This window comes from Nocardioides maradonensis (assembly GCF_054777115.1).
On sequence record NZ_BAAHAZ010000021.1, the window covers coordinates 13,537 to 29,542 of the forward strand.

The 16,006-nt window shown below is 71.1% G+C and carries 15 protein-coding genes and 1 tRNA gene; 11 read left to right on the top strand and 5 right to left on the bottom strand.

Features of this window, described 5'->3' with window-relative positions:
- Positions 1-7: 7 nt before the first annotated feature.
- Positions 8-814 carry a TrmH family RNA methyltransferase gene (locus ACYVAQ_RS20275; protein WP_460792326.1) on the top strand — a complete coding sequence of 269 codons (807 nt, stop codon included), beginning with the start codon at positions 8-10 and terminating at the stop codon, positions 812-814.
- Here the strand turns inward: ACYVAQ_RS20275 and ACYVAQ_RS20280 are convergent.
- Positions 790-4,638, bottom strand: a complete 3,849-nt coding sequence (locus tag ACYVAQ_RS20280) for a S8 family serine peptidase (protein ID WP_460792327.1) — start codon at positions 4,636-4,638, stop codon at positions 790-792. The genes ACYVAQ_RS20275 and ACYVAQ_RS20280 overlap by 25 nt on opposite strands.
- 223 nt (positions 4,639-4,861) lie before the next feature.
- Between ACYVAQ_RS20280 and ACYVAQ_RS20285 the strand changes: the two genes are divergently transcribed.
- The 5 genes from ACYVAQ_RS20285 (at position 4,862) to ACYVAQ_RS20305 (ending at position 8,819) form a co-directional block, all read left to right on the top strand.
- The gene (locus tag ACYVAQ_RS20285; RefSeq protein ID WP_460792328.1) at positions 4,862-5,350 is read left to right on the top strand and encodes a hypothetical protein; all 489 of its coding nucleotides are present in this window, start codon (positions 4,862-4,864) and stop codon (positions 5,348-5,350) included.
- Between the two features lie 222 nt (positions 5,351-5,572).
- A complete protein-coding gene (locus tag ACYVAQ_RS20290) occupies positions 5,573-6,040 on the top strand; it encodes a hypothetical protein (protein ID WP_460792329.1) in 468 nt (155 codons plus the stop codon).
- A 3-nt stretch (positions 6,041-6,043) separates the two neighbouring features.
- Positions 6,044-6,415, top strand: coding sequence for an RIO1 family regulatory kinase/ATPase domain-containing protein (locus ACYVAQ_RS20295; RefSeq protein WP_460792330.1), 372 nt, complete (start codon positions 6,044-6,046; stop codon positions 6,413-6,415).
- Between the two features lie 38 nt (positions 6,416-6,453).
- Positions 6,454-7,767, top strand: coding sequence for a DUF6421 family protein (locus tag ACYVAQ_RS20300; RefSeq protein WP_460792332.1), 1,314 nt, complete (start codon positions 6,454-6,456; stop codon positions 7,765-7,767).
- Positions 7,764-8,819, top strand: coding sequence for a threonine aldolase family protein (locus ACYVAQ_RS20305; RefSeq protein ID WP_460792333.1), 1,056 nt, complete (start codon positions 7,764-7,766; stop codon positions 8,817-8,819). Before ACYVAQ_RS20300 ends, ACYVAQ_RS20305 begins: the two co-directional genes overlap by 4 nt.
- Before the next feature lie 63 nt (positions 8,820-8,882).
- Here the strand turns inward: ACYVAQ_RS20305 and ACYVAQ_RS20310 are convergent, their stop codons facing one another.
- Together ACYVAQ_RS20310 and def are read right to left on the bottom strand one after the other, a co-directional pair.
- Positions 8,883-9,791, bottom strand: a complete 909-nt coding sequence (locus ACYVAQ_RS20310; protein WP_460792334.1) for an alpha/beta hydrolase — start codon at positions 9,789-9,791, stop codon at positions 8,883-8,885.
- Positions 9,792-9,970: 179 nt separating this feature from the next.
- Entirely contained in the window at positions 9,971-10,576 is a 606-nt protein-coding gene (def, locus tag ACYVAQ_RS20315) for a peptide deformylase (RefSeq protein WP_460792335.1), read from the bottom strand.
- Positions 10,577-10,674: 98 nt separating this feature from the next.
- Here def and ACYVAQ_RS20320 point away from each other — a divergent pair, with 98 nt between their 5' ends.
- Together ACYVAQ_RS20320 and ACYVAQ_RS20325 are read left to right on the top strand one after the other, a co-directional pair.
- Positions 10,675-12,039: an acyl-CoA dehydrogenase family protein gene (locus ACYVAQ_RS20320; RefSeq protein WP_460792336.1), complete on the top strand. Its 1,365-nt coding sequence runs from the start codon at positions 10,675-10,677 to the stop codon at positions 12,037-12,039.
- Between the two features lie 163 nt (positions 12,040-12,202).
- Positions 12,203-13,417: an acyl-CoA dehydrogenase family protein gene (locus tag ACYVAQ_RS20325; RefSeq protein ID WP_460792337.1), complete on the top strand. Its 1,215-nt coding sequence runs from the start codon at positions 12,203-12,205 to the stop codon at positions 13,415-13,417.
- A gap of 69 nt (positions 13,418-13,486) precedes the next feature.
- On the opposite strand, the gene ACYVAQ_RS20330 is transcribed toward ACYVAQ_RS20325, so the two are convergent.
- The gene (locus ACYVAQ_RS20330; RefSeq protein ID WP_460792338.1) at positions 13,487-13,972 is read right to left on the bottom strand and encodes a hypothetical protein; all 486 of its coding nucleotides are present in this window, start codon (positions 13,970-13,972) and stop codon (positions 13,487-13,489) included.
- Between the two features lie 167 nt (positions 13,973-14,139).
- Here ACYVAQ_RS20330 and ACYVAQ_RS20335 point away from each other — a divergent pair, with 167 nt between their 5' ends.
- Positions 14,140-14,688, top strand: a complete 549-nt coding sequence (locus ACYVAQ_RS20335) for a nucleosidase (RefSeq protein WP_460792339.1) — start codon at positions 14,140-14,142, stop codon at positions 14,686-14,688.
- A gap of 13 nt (positions 14,689-14,701) precedes the next feature.
- On the opposite strand, the gene ACYVAQ_RS20340 is transcribed toward ACYVAQ_RS20335, so the two are convergent.
- Positions 14,702-15,292 (bottom strand): LysR family transcriptional regulator substrate-binding protein, encoded by a 591-nt coding sequence (locus ACYVAQ_RS20340; protein ID WP_460792340.1) that lies wholly within the window; start codon positions 15,290-15,292, stop codon positions 14,702-14,704.
- 67 nt (positions 15,293-15,359) lie between these two features.
- Between ACYVAQ_RS20340 and ACYVAQ_RS20345 the strand changes: the two genes are divergently transcribed.
- The gene (locus tag ACYVAQ_RS20345) at positions 15,360-15,815 is read left to right on the top strand and encodes an HNH endonuclease (protein ID WP_460792342.1); all 456 of its coding nucleotides are present in this window, start codon (positions 15,360-15,362) and stop codon (positions 15,813-15,815) included.
- 56 nt (positions 15,816-15,871) lie between these two features.
- A tRNA-Leu gene (locus ACYVAQ_RS20350) sits at positions 15,872-15,956 on the top strand.
- Positions 15,957-16,006: the final 50 nt, after the last annotated feature.

Consider the following 16,006-nt stretch of genomic DNA (forward strand, 5'->3'; position numbering starts at 1 on the left):
CTTCCTGATGGCGCAGCTGGTCGAGATCACCGACCCGGCCGATCCCCGGCTGGCGGACTACCGCGACCTGCGCGACGTCCAGCTGCGCACGTCGCTCGAGGCCGAGCACGGCCTCTTCCTTGCCGAGGGGGAGAAGGTCGTACGCCGGGCCGTGGCCGGTGGCGCGCGCCCCCGGTCCTTCCTCCTGGCGCCGCGCTGGATCGCCGGGCTGCAGGACGTGCTCGACGCGACCGACGCACCCTGCTTCGTGCTGTCCGAGGCGATGGCCGAGCAGGTGACGGGCTTCCACGTCCACCGCGGCGCGCTGGCGTCGCTGGAGCGCCCGCCCCTGCCGCCGCTGGACGAGGTGCTCGACGGCGCCCGTTCGATCCTGGTGCTCGAGGAGATCGTCGACCACACCAACGTGGGCGCCATCTTCCGCTCCGGCGCGGCCCTCGGCTTCGACGCCGTGCTGCTCGCGCCCCGCTGCGCCGACCCGCTCTACCGGCGCTCGATCAAGGTCGCGATGGGGGCAGTGTTCTCCGTCCCCTGGACCCGCCTGGATTCCTGGTACGACGCCCTGCCGGACCTCGAGGCACGCGGCTTCACCACCGTGGCGCTCACGCTCGCCGACGACGCGGTGCCGATCGAGGAGGCCGTCGCGGGCGTCGACAAGGTCGCACTGGTGCTGGGGTCGGAGGGTCACGGCTTGTCCCCGAGATGGCAGGAGACCGCCGCCCGCCGAGCGATCATCCCCATGAGCAGGGGGATCGATTCGCTCAACGTGGCGGCGGCCTCCGCGGTCGCCTGCTACGTGACGACCACGCGCACCTGAGCCGACTTCCCGGCCAGGTAGTTGCTGTCGCCGGCGTACGAGGCGACCAGCGTGAGCGTGCCCTTGGCGGCGGAGGTGAACTTGATCCTCGCCGTGCCGCCCGTGAGCGTGGCCTTGCCGAGCACCTTGGTACCGGACATCAGCCGCACCGTGCCGGTGGGGGCGATGCCCGCGACCGTCGCCACGGAGACGGTCGCGGTGGCGAACCTCCCGTGCACGAGGGTCTTCGGCGCGACGAGCTTGACCGTCGAGGCCGACTTCGTCACCGTCAGCGTCGCCGGTGCCGAGACGCCCGGCTGGTAGTTCTCGTCACCGGCGTACGACGCCACGACGGGGAGCTTCCCCGCCTTCGCGGACGAGAACGTCAGCGTCGCCGTCCCGTCCACCGCGGTGCCGGACGCCACCTGGGTGCCGCCCGCCGTGAGGGTGACGGCACCGGTGGCGCCGGGGCCGGCGTCCTTCGGGATCGTCACCGTGGCGGTCACGGTCTGGCCACGGGCGGCCGTGGTCGGAGCCAGGCTCAGGCCGACGGTGGCGGCGGCGTTGAGCCTGACGACCTGGGCCTTGTCGCCGACGGCGTTCTGGAAGTGCACGAGCAACGCACCCTTGCCGTTGTCGGCGGCGTACGAGGCCGGGTCCCGGGTCAGCTTCAGCACCGATGCCTCGGAGTCGGGGAACAGCAGCGGGCTGGCGTCGCCCGTGTAGCTGCCCGCGACCGAGACGCCGGGGTGCAGCACGTCCATGCTGAGCGGGTCGGACAGGGCCCCGGTGGCGTCCATGCCGATCGTGTCGATCGGGTCGCCCGAGTACGGCGTGTACGACGAGATGCCGTAGCTGATCCGCGAGTGGTCCGCGTCGATCCCGGGCAGGGCTGCGATCGCCACCGGCAGCACCAGAGTGTCGCTGTGCAGCAGGGCCGTGTCGGTGTCGCCGAGCGCGGCGTTGATCGGCTCGGCGTCGAGCACGTCGCCGGTGTCGAGGTCGACCAGCTGGGACACCAGCACGTCGGTCCCGGACAGGCGGGTGTTGTAGAGCACCGCGTCGGCCACCCCGTCACCGTTCGTGTCGATGGAGACGTCGAACTCCTGCATCCCGGACGCGGTGCGCCACGGGCCCTGGGTGTTGACCGCGAAGTAGGCCATGCCGTCCGACAGCGGGTCCTGCCCGTTGGCCCTCAGCTGCGGGGCGTCCGAGGTGGTGCCGACGTACCTCAGGTCGGCCGACCGCTGGTCCTCGAAGCTGACGCAGCCGCTGGTGACGGTGTCGGTGCACGTCGGCGCGCTGCCGTCGACCGCCTGCAGCTCGAAGCCCGCCACGGTGGACTGCACCTTGGTGTCGCCCGACCCGCTGTTGACCTGCCCGCCGGTGAGCGGGAGCAGGGTCGACTGCGAGGCTCCCGCGGGGAGCGTCATCGAGGCAGGCTGCGTCATCGTCGAGGCGGCCCGCGGCGCGGCGTACACGGGGACGCGCAGCTGCGGGGCGGATCCGGTCGGCGTGAGCAGCAGGTTGCCGCTCACGTCGGACTGGTAGACGCGGGGGAGCCCACCCTGGGTCAGGTCGACCGTCGGGTCGTGCGTCTTGGTCAGCTGTGACGGGTCGACAGTCAGCGTGACCGTGACGATCGTGGAGGACCGCGGGTCCAGCGTCACCGACGACGGCGAGACGCTGACGTCGGCGCCGGGCGCGGTGGTGCGGGCGTCGTAGGTGACGTCGTACGTCGTCGTCGAGGTGGTCGTGTTCTGGACCTTGACCGTCTTGGTAAGCGTCATCGGCTGGCTGGTCTCGACCGGGCCGAAGGACGCGCTCACCGAGCCGTGGTCCTCGGCGTTGTAGGCCAGCACGCCGTTGTCGAGCGCGGCCTTGACGTCGAGCCGGCCGGAGCCGACCCGCTGCGGGCCGTACTTGTCGCCGGTGTGACCGGTGCCCGTGTAGAGGTCCTGGCCGGCGGTGTTCATCAGGTCGGCCTTGACCTGCTCGGGGCTCCAGTCGGGGTGGGCCGACCGGACGAGCGCGGCGGCGCCGGCGACCATCGGCGTGGCCATCGACGTACCGCTGTCGTTCGCGCCGTCCGAGCCCGTGCCGCTGCCGACCGAGTAGACGCTCTCGCCGACGGCGGTGACGTCGGGCTTGACGTTGCCCGCGTCGCCGATGCCACGCGAGGAGAAGCCGGTGACCATGTCGTCGCGGGCACCGTTCGGGATCACCTGTCGGAAGCCCGAGGCGGTCGTGCTGCCGACGGTCACCGGGGTGTCGGCCTCGAGGGCGCTGCGGATGGCGTCGCCACCGCTCTTGGTGACGAGGACGCCGGGGATCGCTGCCGAGCCGGTGATGCCGGCGGAGAAGGTTTCGGAGTCGTCGGCGAAGATGAAGCCGGTCGCGCCGGCGGCGGCGAGCTTCGCGGCGCGCGCGGCGGAGCCGCAGCGCCGGTTGCCGCTGTCGTCGGTCCACTCGACGAACGCGATCTTGCCGCTGACCGCGGCGGCGTCGCTCGCGTTCAGCGTGCTGCAGCCGTCGAGGTTGCTGGGGTCGGTCACCCGGGCCACCGAGCCGGACAGGTCGGGGTCGTCGGCCCAGTCGTAGGCGATGGAGCGCTCCGCGCCGTAGCTGTCGGTCGTCGGGGCGGTGAGGTTGAGCGCGTCGAGCTGGGCGTAGGAGTCCGTGCTCGCGGCCACCGTCAGGGCACTCGGGGCGTCGCCCGGGCTGCCGCCCACGTCGTACAGGTCGTTGGCGTTGCCGCTGGCGACGACCATCTCGACGCCGGCGCGCGTCGCGCCCTCGACCGCCACCGAGTCACCGTCCTGGGGCGAGCCGAAGTCGGAGCCCAGGGACAGGTTCGCCACGTCGACGTGGTCGGAGATGTCGCCGTCGTCGTTGGGGTCGAGCGCCCGGTCGATCGCGTCGCCCACGAGGTCGGTGCTGCCGTCGCAGCCGAAGACCCGGAACGCGTAGAGCTTGGCCTTCGGGGCCATGCCGGGGCCGATCTTCATCGAGGCGAACGGGGTGCTGTTGTCGTAGGAGCCCGTGTACGTCGAGCCGTCGGCGTTCTCTCCGTAGCCCGCCACCGTGCCGGCGACGTGCGAGCCGTGGCCGTTGCAGTCCAGCGGGTAGGCATCCGGGCTCGGGACGGGGTTGTACGTCGCGGAATTCGGGTCTGCGTTGTAGCCGTCGCCGGCGAAGTCGTAGCCGCCGATGACCTTGGTGCCGGGGAAGTCCACGTCGTCACGGCCCTGGTCGGCCTGGGCCGCCTTGAACGCCGCGACGGTGCCCTCGCCGCCGAGGTCGGCGTGGGTGTAGTCCACACCGGTGTCGATGATGGCGACGGTCGAGCCCGCGCCGAGGTCGCCGTACGCCGTCCAGGCCTGCGGTGCGCCCTGCAGCGGGACCGCGTAGGAGTTGGACGCGGTCTTGGGTGCGATCGGGTAGACCGCGCGGACGCCGCGCAGCCCCCGCAGAGCGTCGAAGTTGCTCACGTCGGTCACGACGGCGACGCCGGCTGCGGCCGCGTGCATCCGGTACAGGACGCGCGAGCCGTGCGGCAGTCGCCCGATCACGGCGTTCTGGGCCAGCGTGACGGTGTTGAGCTGCGCCTTGGCCGCGGCCTTGGCCGTCCCGACGCCTGCGCTGCGGTTCTGCGCGTACGCGGTCGCCGTGCTCCTGGTGTCCAGCGTGACCAGGAAGGCGTACCGGCCGCGGTGCGGCAGGCCCGCGATCCGGGCACTCGCGCCGTCGCGTTCGGCGGCTGAACGGAGGTGGGCGAGTCCCTGTGCGGAGACACCCACCCCGTCGGTCAGCGGCTGCTGCGGTGCGGCCGACGCGCTCGACATTCCCAACGACGCCGCGATCGCCGCGGCTGCACCGGCGGCAAGGATCTTTCGCCGCCTCTTGATATCCCGATACATCTCCACCCTCTGGTGTCGTGAGCCCGAAAATGATGCGGGTGCGCGACGCATCCCCCTCACCCACCGTGAACCACACCACATCTCGGTCGGCGATGTGGCGGAACCGTGCATCTCGGGCGTGGCGCCGTCGCGGTGCGAGACTTCGCAGATGGCTCCTGCCCGGCTGCTCTCCTCCGTCGTGGACGCGCCATGGCTCCCCGCGGGCAGCACGGCGCAGGCATGGGTCGGTGAGGGATGCCCGGTCCCCGAGCCGGTGATCATCGTGCGGCTCCTGCTCACGCGCGGCGGCGCGGACGGTCCTGAGCTCTTCACCGTGCCGACCGAGCGCGGTGCGGACCTGCCAACGCTGCGCCTCGGTGCGGGAACAGGCTGGGCGGCGGGTCTGGCCGAGCTGGCACTGCGCGTGCACGGCCGTCCCGGCTCGGCGCACCGGTGCATCGGCTACATCAGGAACGTCGTACCGACGCCCGATGCCGACTACCCGCACGCCACACCGTGGGCGCACGTCCCGGTGTTCGCGCCGCTCGAGCGGGTGGAGCCGGTGGTTGAAGGGGAGTGGGTGAGCCTTCGGTCGGGCCGAGCCGGGCTCGGGGCGCGGCACTGGTGGCCGATCGTCGAGCACCACCTCGGCGACTGACCGATCACCGTCAGCGGTGGGGGTGCGGACCTCGACCGGCCACACCCGGGTGTCGAGACCCCCGGGAATCCGGTTGCGGCGGTGAGCCGGTGGTGGGGAGTATCGGCGACGACGAGGTGTCGGCGACCGCCGGCTCCGTGATCGAGAGGAGAGGTGACGTGTCCATCGCTGTCCTCGGCCTGTCCACCACCGGCCTTCTCGATCTCACCCGGAGCTACCACCGTGTCCCACCCTCTCGAGGGGATTGACCCCTCCTTCGTCTTCGACTTCCAGACCTACGACGAGGTCGGCGCCGGCCAACGCTGGTCGACCTGGCTCAGCGTCGAGCCGCTCCCGCGCGGTCCCGAGCCGCGGCCGGACTGGCTGGTGACGTCCCAGGGCGCCATCGACACCGAGCTCGGCATCCTCAAGACCGGCAAGGAGGCCGACGTCTTCCTGCTCGAGCGCGCCGATCCGCACGCGCCCGACAAGCGGGCGGTGATGGCAGCGAAGCGCTACCGGGACGCGAGCCACCGCACCTTCCACCGCTCGGCGACCTACACCGAAGGGCGCAGCGTCAAGCGCTCACGCGACGAGCGCGCGCTGAAGCGCGGCTCGACCTGGGGGCAGGTCGTCGCGGCGGGCGAGTGGGCCGTCGCGGAGTGGAATGCGCTCAACCGGCTCTGGCTGGCCGGAGCGCCGGTGCCCTAACCGGTGCAGATCGACGGCACCGAGCTGCTGATGGAGTGGATCACCGACACCGAGGGGGAGTCGGCTCCCCGCCTGGCCCAGACCCGCCCGGACCGCGCGCTGCTCCGGGAGTACTTCGACCAGCTGGTCGAGGCGTTGGCGCTGCTGGCGCAGTCGGGCATCGTGCACGGCGACCTGTCGGCGTACAACATCCTGGCGACGGGGGAGCGCGTGGTCATCATCGACCTGCCCCAGGTCGTCGACCTCGTCGCCAACCCCGCCGGCTTCGACCTGCTGCTGCGTGACTGCACCAACGTGTGCCGCTGGTTCCGGGCGCGCGGCCTGGAGGTCGACGAGCAGCAGGTGTACGCCGACCTGCTGAGCCATGCCTTCTGATGGTGGCCAACAGCAAATCCTTCTGTAAACTGGTCTGCATGACGGAAAACATCCGCAGCAACAGTGCCTGGACGACGCTCCGTGACGCTGTGACCGCCTTCCAGGCCCACCAGGGCACCGACGGTTCCGCGCCGGACGCCCCGGCCGGGCTGATGGACACGATCCGCCACAGCATCGCGGAGCTGGCGCCGAGCTTCCCGCACGACGCGGCGTACCTGACCGCGCTCGACGCCGATCTCGCGCGCTGGCAGGACGAAGGCTTCGGCAAGCCGGACTTCCTCGACTCACTGACGGTCTTCAACCCGTCGGCCGCCCGCGCCGACGGCCGTCAGCACCTCGTCGTCTTCCCGATGTACACCCAGAACGGCAGCGCCGAGCGCCACCTCGAGGCCGTCCTGATCCACGAGGTGTGGCCGGAGTGGCTGGCCGAGCTCGAGGCCACCCGCTACGACAACCCGATGTTCGTCCCGATCCGGTTCGACGACTTCACCAGCGGCTACGACACCCACTCGGCCGTGCTCTTCCCGGAGACGGTGGCCGTCCGCGAGACCCCCGCGAAGTACACCTGGGGCGCCATCTTCTGCGACCGCGAGGCCGCCCGCTTCCGCGCCGTCACGTCGGCCGCCGCCGACACCCTCAGCCTCGAGCTCGACGACGACGTCCGCGACCTGCTCGCCGACCAGTCCCGCTGCGAGGAGGCGTTCGTCCTCTGGGACCTCATCCACGACCGCGCGCACAGCCACGGCGACCTGCCCTTCGACCCGTTCATGATCCGCCAGCGCCAGCCGTTCTGGATGTACGGCCTGGAGGAGCTGCGCTGCGACCTCACCGCGTTCCGCGAGGCCCAGAATCTCCTCGAGCTCGGGGTCGCCCAGGCCGCCGACGTCCAGCACGCCGTGCTCTTCGACCGGCTGTTCCGCTTCCCGGTCTCCGGCGACCGCGTCCGCAACTACGACGGCATGGGCGGGCAGCTGCTCTTCGCCTACCTGCACCAGCACGACGCGATCCGGTGGACCGACAACCGGCTGCACATCGACTTCGCGGCCGCCCGCAAGCACACCGCGGCCCTCGGCGAGGAGATCGAGCGGTTCTACCGCGCGGGCATCGACCGCCCGAAGCTCACCCACTGGCTGGCCGGTCACGAGCTGGTGTCGACGTACCTGGCTCCGCACCCGGCCTCGCGCTGGGCGCACGCCTCCGAGTGCCTCGACCTGACCCTGCCCCCGCGCCAGCTCGTCGACGAGGTGCTGGCCGACGAGTTCCCGCTGAGCATGTTCTACGAGGCGCTCTCCCGGAAGCTCGGGGGAGTCATCGAGTCCACGCGGGGCGTGACCGGCACACTGTCTGCATGATCGAGCAGCGCCACGACCCGGCCCGGGTCGGCTTCGCCAGCGACAACTACGCCGGAGCGCACCCCGAGGTGCTCGCCGCCCTGGCTGCCGCCAACGGCGGACACGTCAGCGCGTACGGCGCCGACCCCTACACCGAGGCCCTCCCGCGACTGTTCGCCCCGCTGTTCGGCGACGGGCTCGAGGTCTACCCGGTGTGGAACGGCACCGGCGCCAACGTGGTCAGCCTGCTCGCGCTCACCGAGCGGTGGGACGGCGTCGTCTGCACGACGGACGCCCACATCAACACCGACGAGTGCGGTGCCCCCGAGCGGGTCGGCGGGCTGAAGCTGCTCCCCGTGCCGACCGAGCACGGCAAGCTGACGCCGGCCGACCTCGCGATCCCGCTGCGCGAGTTCGAGGACGAGCACCGGGCCCGGCCCAGCGTGCTGTCGCTGACCCAGACGACCGAGCTCGGCACGGTCTACACGCCCGACGAGGTCGCCGAGCTGGCGCGGATCGCGCACGGCTACGGCATGGCGGTCCACATGGACGGTGCGCGGCTGGCCAACGCGGCCGCCGCCCTCGACGTACCGGTGCGGTCGTTCACGCGCGACGCCGGCGTCGACGTCATCTCCTTCGGCGGCACCAAGAACGGCCTGGTGTTCGGCGAGGCCGTCGTCGTGCTCTCCCCGGAGAAGATCCGCGGCCCGCTCTACGTCCGCAAGTACGCCATGCAGCTCAGCTCGAAGATGCGGTTCATCTCGGCGCAGTTCGAGGCGCTGCTGCACGACGACCTGTGGCTGCGCAGCGCCGCGCACGCCAACGCGATGGCGCAGCGGCTGGCGGCCGCGGTCTCCGACGTGCCGGGCATCGAGCTCACGGCGCCGGTCGAGGCCAACGCGGTGTTCGCCCGGCTCCCGCGGGTCGTCGCCGACAAGGTCTCCGAGGAGTTCCCGTTCTACCTGTGGGACGAGTCCGACCACGACAACCCGGTCGCGCGGTGGATGTGCAGCTTCGACCTCACCGAGGCCGACGTCGACGCGTTCGTCGCCGCCTTGCGGGCTGCCTCCTAGGTCTCGATACGCGGCCGCACTCGACCTCTTCGGCGACGCGAGCTCGCACGCTCGCTCGCTGCCTCAGAGAAGGTCCCCGAACTTCCCGATCGTCTCCACGATCGCGGCCTGCGACGCCGACGAGAAGGCATCGAGGTCGAAGAAGCCGTGGATGAGGCCGGGGTACGTCGTGTGCTGCACCGGTACGCCGGCAGCCGCCAGCGCCTCGGCGTACGCGATCCCCTCGTCGCGAAGCGGGTCGAGCTCGGCGGTGACGACGACAGCCGGCGCGACGCCGTGCAGGTCACCGTGGAGGGGCGCGATCAGGGGATCGGTGGTCGAGGTGCCCTCGGGCACGTAGTGCCCCATGAACCAGGCGATGGTGTCTGCTTCGAGGAAGTATCCCTTCGCGTTGTCGGTGTGCGAGGGGTAGGCGGTGCCGCCGTCGGTCGCCGGGTAGACGAGCAGCTGCGCCTTGATGCCCGGCACCCGCTGGGCCACGACGGCGGACAGGTTGCCACCCGCGGAGTCGCCCGCGACGCCGAGCGACTCCGAGCCCCCGAAGTCGGCGAGTCGGGAGGCGACGTCCTTCGTCGCGGCGATCGCGTCGAGCGGCGCTGCCGGGAACGGGTGCTCGGGTGCGAGCCGGTAGTCGACCGACACGACCACGGCGCCCGCGCCCACGCAGATCGCGCGCGCCATGTTGTCGTGCGTGTCCAGGTCGCCGACCACGAAGCCGCCGCCGTGGAAGAGCACGACGGTGGGCACCGGGCCGGACTTGTCCGGCCGGTAGACCCGCGCCCGGAGCGGACCCTCGGCCCCCGCCACCTCGGTCTCCTCGACCGAGGCCACCGGGACGACGGTCTCGGGCGGGCGGAGGTGGACGGTCAGCGTGCGGAAGGCGTCGCGTGCGCCGGCGACGTCCATCTCGGCCATCGGCGTACCGGCGGCGACGAGGTCGAGCAGCGGGGCGATCTGCGGGTCGAGGGGCATGCCCGGCAACCTAGGGCATGGCTCCTTACTCACCGCCTACTACGCGACGTTTCCGCCTCGATGCGGCTGCGTTGGAGCCGCTCGACGTGCGATCCAGCATGCCGTCGCGTCTCCGCCTTGCCGCATCGGCCGCAAACGCCGCTCGCTACGGCGCTGAGTAAGGAGACATGCCCTAGCCGTCAGGTGGGCCACTCGGCGGGGTAGTCCGGAACCGCGGCGTCGTGCTGCTTCTGCAGCTTCTTGCGAGCGCGGTTGGCCAGCCGGTCCCCGAACACCATGCCCCGCGTGTGGTCGGTCTCGTGCTGCAGGCAGCGCGCGAGCAGCCCGTCGCCCTCGAAGCGGACCGGCTCGCCGTCCAGGCCGAAGCCGGTCACGGTGGCGACATCCGGGCGGGCGCACGGCACGAACGCGCCCGGGAAGGACAGGCAGCCCTCGTCGCCGTCGTCGAGGGTGCGGTCCTTGCCCTCGGGCAGCTCCAGGCTCGGGTTGCAGACCACGCCCACCCAGTGCTCGCCGGACGCGTCGGGGCAGTCGAACACGAACACCGCCTGGTCCACGCCGATCTGGCAGGCGGCGAGGCCGACGCCGTCGGCGGCGTACATCGTCGCGACCATGTCGGCGACGAGGGCGGCGAGCGCGTCGTCGTACGCCGTCACCGGCTGCTGGGGTCGGTGCATGACGGGCGTGCCCCACCGGGTCATCGGACGGACCGTTCCGCCGCGCGGCAGCGGGCCGTACGGCGCGTGCGTGGTCTGCTCGGGAGGGGGAGTGGTGCCGCGGGCCATGGCGGTGATCCTAGGTCTGCGCCGTGCGACCGATGACACACGGGGTCATTCCGGACGGAGGTGTAGCGCGCTGTGTAACTCTGAGTTACATTTTCGGTATGTCCCTCCTTCCGAACCTCAAGCCGGGCGGCAAGCACGGGGTTCCGCGCAACGAGAGCCGTGACCCCATCGGCATCCTCGTCGCCGGCCTCAGCAAGCTCGCCCAGAGCGACCTCATTGACAAGGTCGGCCTGCGCAAGCAGACCGAGCAGGCCGTCTTCAGCGTCACCCGCTCCGGGTTCAAGACCATGACGAACGCGAGCCGCACGTTCTCCAAGAAGGGCAAGAAGGGCGCCCCCGGCGCCCGGCCCGCCCCGACCGCGGGCACCGGACCGTTCGACCTGACGCCGTCCGAGGACGAGCAGATGCTCGTCGACGTGGTCAGCGACTTCGCCGACGAGGTCGTGCGGCCGGCGGCCGCCGAGGCCGACAAGGCCTGCGCCGCGCCCGACGAGCTGCTCAAGGCGAGCCTGGAGATCGGCCTGCCCATCCTCGGCCTGCCCGAGTCCCTCGGCGGCATCTCCGAGGAGCGCTCCGCGATGGCCGGCACGCTGGTCGCCGAGGCGCTCGCCAAGGGTGACATGGGCCTCGCGGTCGCCACCCTCGCTCCCGGCTCGGTCGCCACCGCGATCGGCCTGTGGGGCACCGACGAGCAGCAGCAGACCTACCTCCCGGCCTTCACCGGCGCCGAGGTCCCCGCCGCGGCGCTCGCGCTCAACGAGCCGGCCGTCCTGTTCGACGTGATGGCGCCCGCGACGACCGCGACCAAGACCGCCGACGGCTATGTCCTCAGCGGGCGGAAGAGCCTCGTGGCCCGCGGCGACAGCGCCGAGCTGTTCGTCGTCGGCGCGCAGCTCGACGGCAAGCCGGTCCTGTTCCTCGTCGAGTCGTCGACCGAGGGCCTCAGCGTCGGCGGCGACCCCGCCATGGGCGTCCGCGCCGCATCCCTGACCACCCTCACGCTCGAGGACGTCAAGGTCGGTCCGGACGCGATCCTCGGCGAGACCGACGGATCGACGTACGCCGAGTGCGTGCGGCTCTCCCGCCTGGCCTGGTGCGCGCTCGCGCTCGGCACAGCCCAGGCGGCGCTCGACTACGTGACGCCGTACGTGAAGACCCGCGAGGCGTTCGGCGAGCCCATCGCCCACCGCCAGTCGGTCGCGTTCATGGTCGCCAACATGGCCATCGAGCTGCAGGGCATGCGGCTGCTGACCTACCGCGCCGCGGCTCGTGCGGCCGCGGGCAAGGACTTCAGCAAGGAGGTCGCGCTGGCCCGCAAGGCGTGCGCCGACCACGGCATGCGGATCGGCCTCGACGGCGTGCAGCTGCTCGGTGGTCACGGGTTCGTCAAGGAGCACCCGGTGGAGCGGTGGTACCGCGACCTGCGTGCCATCGGCATCATGGAAGGGACGGTGCTCGTGTAGTGCCTCACTCCCGAAGTGCTGGCGCGCTTCGCGCGCCCACAGCACGCACCTCGCTGCGTTGCCGTCGCTCGGAATACAGCCCGGTATGCCTTCGCTCCGGCGCCTTGCGATGCACGCACTCTGACCACGCCAACCCCACCATCACTTCAGGAGTGAGGCACTGATGGCCATCAACCTGGAAGTTCCCAAGAAGCACCGCCAGCTCATCGACCAGGCCCACCAGGTCGCGATGAACATGCTGCGGCCGATCTCGCGCAAGTACGACGTCGCCGAGCACGAGTACCCCACCGAGCTCGACATGCTCGCCGCCATGATCGACGGCCTCGCCGAGTCGGGTGCGAGCGAGGGCGCGGGCGCCACCGGCGTACGCCGTGACGAGGCGGACGCCGACAAGGGCGTCAAGAACGGCTCCAACATGGCCTCGGTGACCTCGGTCGCCGAGATGTGCTGGGGAGACGTGGGCCTGCTGCTCTCGATGCCGCGGCAGGGCCTGGGCAACTCGGCCATCGCCTCGGTGGCGACCGACGAGCAGCTCGAGCGGTTCAAGGGCACCTGGGCCTCGATGGCGATCACCGAGCCGTCCTTCGGCTCCGACTCCGCGCAGGTCTCCATGACCGCGGTGCTCGACGGCGACCACTACGTGATCAACGGCGAGAAGATCTTCGTGACCTCGGGCGAGCGGTCGGACTCCATCGTCGTCTGGGCGACGCTGGACAAGTCGCTCGGCCGCGCGGCCATCAAGTCCTTCGTCGTCACCAAGGACATGCCCGGCGTGAAGGTGGAGCGGCTCGAGGAGAAGCTCGGCATCCGGGCCTCCGACACCGCGGTGATCACGTTCACCGACGTGCGGGTGCCCAAGGAGAACCTGCTGGGCTCGCCGGAGATCGACGTGAAGCAGGGGTTCGCGGGCGCCATGGCGACCTTCGACAACACCCGGCCGCTCGTCGCGGCGATGGCCGTCGGCTGTGCCCGTGCGTCGCTCGACCTCACCCGCGACCTGCTGAAGCAGGCGGGTGTCGAGGTCGACTACGACAAGCCGGCTCAGCTGCAGTCCGCCGCGGCCGCCAAGTTCCTCGAGCTCGAGACCAACTGGGAGATGGGCCGCCTGCTCACCCTCCAGGCGGCGTGGATGGCCGACAACCGCCAGCCGAACTCGCTCGAGGCCTCGATGGCGAAGGCGAAGGCCGGCCGGGTCGGCTCCGACGTCACGCTCGGCTGCGTGGAGCTGTGCTCCTCGGTCGGCTACAGCGAGGGCGAGCTGCTCGAGAAGTGGGCGCGGGACTCCAAGATCCTCGACATCTTCGAGGGCACCCAGCAGATCCAGCAGCTGATCGTGGCGCGCCGGATCCTGGGCCTGACGAGCTCCGAGCTCAAGTGACCTGACGCGTCCGACGTACGACGACGGCCGGCACCCCGATCGGGGTTGCCGGCCGTCGTGCTCGTCGGGTCAGGAGCAGGTGGCGGTGCCCTTGCGGACGCCCTTCACCTTGCCCTTGGCCACGACCACGGTCTGCGAGCGCTTGCCCTTCGGGCCGACGCACACCGAGACCTGACCGCCCTTGACACCCGTGACCGTCACCAGGAACGGACCCGGCTTGCCCTGGCGCCGCTTGGTGTAGAAGGCGCCGACGACCTTGGCCTTGCGGTTGCCCGCGAACTTGCCGAGGTCGACGGTCGCGCCGGCGGAGCCCGCCGCGGCGGAGCCCGAGGCGCCCATCGAGCCGGTGGCGCTGGCCGAGCCGGTGATGTCGGACAGCTTCGACTTGGCGGCGGTGGCCGCCTTCGACTTCAGTGCCTGTGCCTGCGAGTTCGTCGCGAGGGCGCTGGCGTGCTGCTTGGCCTTGTCGGCGACGTCCTTGCCGGAGCACCCGGTCAGGGCGACAGAGGCGGAGAGGCCGAGAGCGGCGACGGACATGAGTCGTCGGTCGAGCATGGGAGATTCCTTTCATCGAACTTATCGATGCCCCGAGATGGACACCCCTTGCACACGTCAACGCCGGCGAGCCGGAGCGGTGACGCTGTGTCACATTAACGAGGTCGGAGTCACACCGGTCACGGGCGTCTCACGTTCGCCCCGCATCCTTGCCCTAGCCTCCTGTCGTGCCCGTCCTGCTCGTCGCCGCCACCGAGGCCGAAGCCCGCTACCTCCCCGACGGTGTGGAGGTGCTCGTCACGGGCATCGGCAAGGTCGCCGCCGCGACCGCGCTGACCCGGCGGCTGGCCGCGGCCTCCGCCGACGAGCTCGCCGGGCTGTCGATCGTCAACGTCGGGACAGCCGGTGCGCTCCACCCGCACCTGTCGGGCCTGTTCGAGATCGGCGCCGTGCTCAACCACGAGATCAGCGCCGATGCCCTCCGGACCCTGGGGTACGACGTCCGCGAGCGGCTCTTCATCGGCGGCGGCGAGACGGTGCTGGCGACCGGCGACGTGTTCGTCACCGACCCGGCGGTCCGTGACGCGCTGTCCGCTCGGGCCCAGCTGGTCGACATGGAGGGCTACGCGGTCGCGTACGTCGCTGCCGAGTTCGGCGTACCGGTGCGGATGGTGAAGTACGTGTCCGACACCGCGGACGAGTCGGCGATGGACTGGAACACGGCCGTGGACCGGTGCGCCCGGATCCTCGGCGACTGGGCCGCCTCGCTCGTCTGACCAGCTGGCCTGGCTAGCGGCTGCTGCGGGCTCCGCGCCCGCGCGTCACGCCGACGAAGTCCTGGTGGACCGGGCTGTCGTCGCTGCGCAGCCAGAGCAGCGCGATCGTGGTGGGCTCCAGGTCCGTCACGACGCGGTGGATCGCGTCCTTGCGGTGGTGCAGGCGGGCCAGCGACATCGGCACGATCACGACGCCCGTGCCGGACGCGGCGACCTCGATGGCGTCCTTCACGGTCATCGGGGGGAAGGCCAGCTGGGCGGCGTCAGGGGTCCAGCCGGAGGGATGGGGGAGCACCAGCTGCTCCTGGCTCAGGTCGGCGAGCTCGACCTCCTCTCCGGCCGCCACGAAGTGGTCCACCGACGCGACGACGACGGGCAGCTCGTCGTACAGGCGCACGCAATGCAGCGGCGCGGGGTCGTGGAGCTCGACGGGGAGTCGGGCCAGGAGCAGGTCCGCCTCGCCGTCGTCCAGGGCACGGCGCGCGTCGACGTCGTCGTCCAGCGGCACCAGCTGCAGCCTGATGTTCGGGTTGCGTTCGCGCCAGGCTCGCGCCCACTTGTCGGGCGTGACACCGGGTACGAATGCAATTCGCAGTTGCTGCACGCTTGATGAGTATTCACACTTGAGTTCGAGAGCCCGCATCGGGCACGGCAGGAGGAGGTGGCCGCGGATGAGCAGCCATGGACCTGTCGTGCTGCTCAACGCGTCGTACGAGCCTCATGACGTCGTCTCGTTCCCCCATGCGGTCCGGATGCTGTTCCGCGGGGTCGCCGTCGTCCACGAGGCCGACGGCGATCGTGTGATCGGGCCCCATCCCTGGCCGAAGGTCGTCCGGCTGGTGCGGTACGTCGTGGCCTCGTGGATGTACCGCCCGGCGGCGTACGGCCGCGACGCGGTGCTGAAGCGCGACCGCCACCGCTGCGCCTACTGCGGCGACCGGGCCGACACCGTCGACCACGTGGTCCCCCGATCCCGGGGCGGGACCTGGACCTGGCTGAACACCGTCGCCGCGTGCGGGCGCTGCAACAACCGGAAGGGCAACCGCACTCCGACCGAGGCCGGGATGCGGCTGCGCTTCGACCCGTGGGAGCCCACGCGCGCCCAGGTGACCGGCTGGCACCACTGAGGACCAGCCCCGATGTGTCATTCGGGCCTGCTGTTGCTAGTGTTCTCCACGCACTCGTCCGGGTGGCGGAATTGGCAGACGCGCTAGCTTGAGGTGCTAGTGCCCTTATTGGGCATGGGGGTTCAAGTCCCCCCTCGGACACAGGTAGAGAAGCACGGAACCCCAGGCCAGGCCTGGGGTTCCGTGTTTTT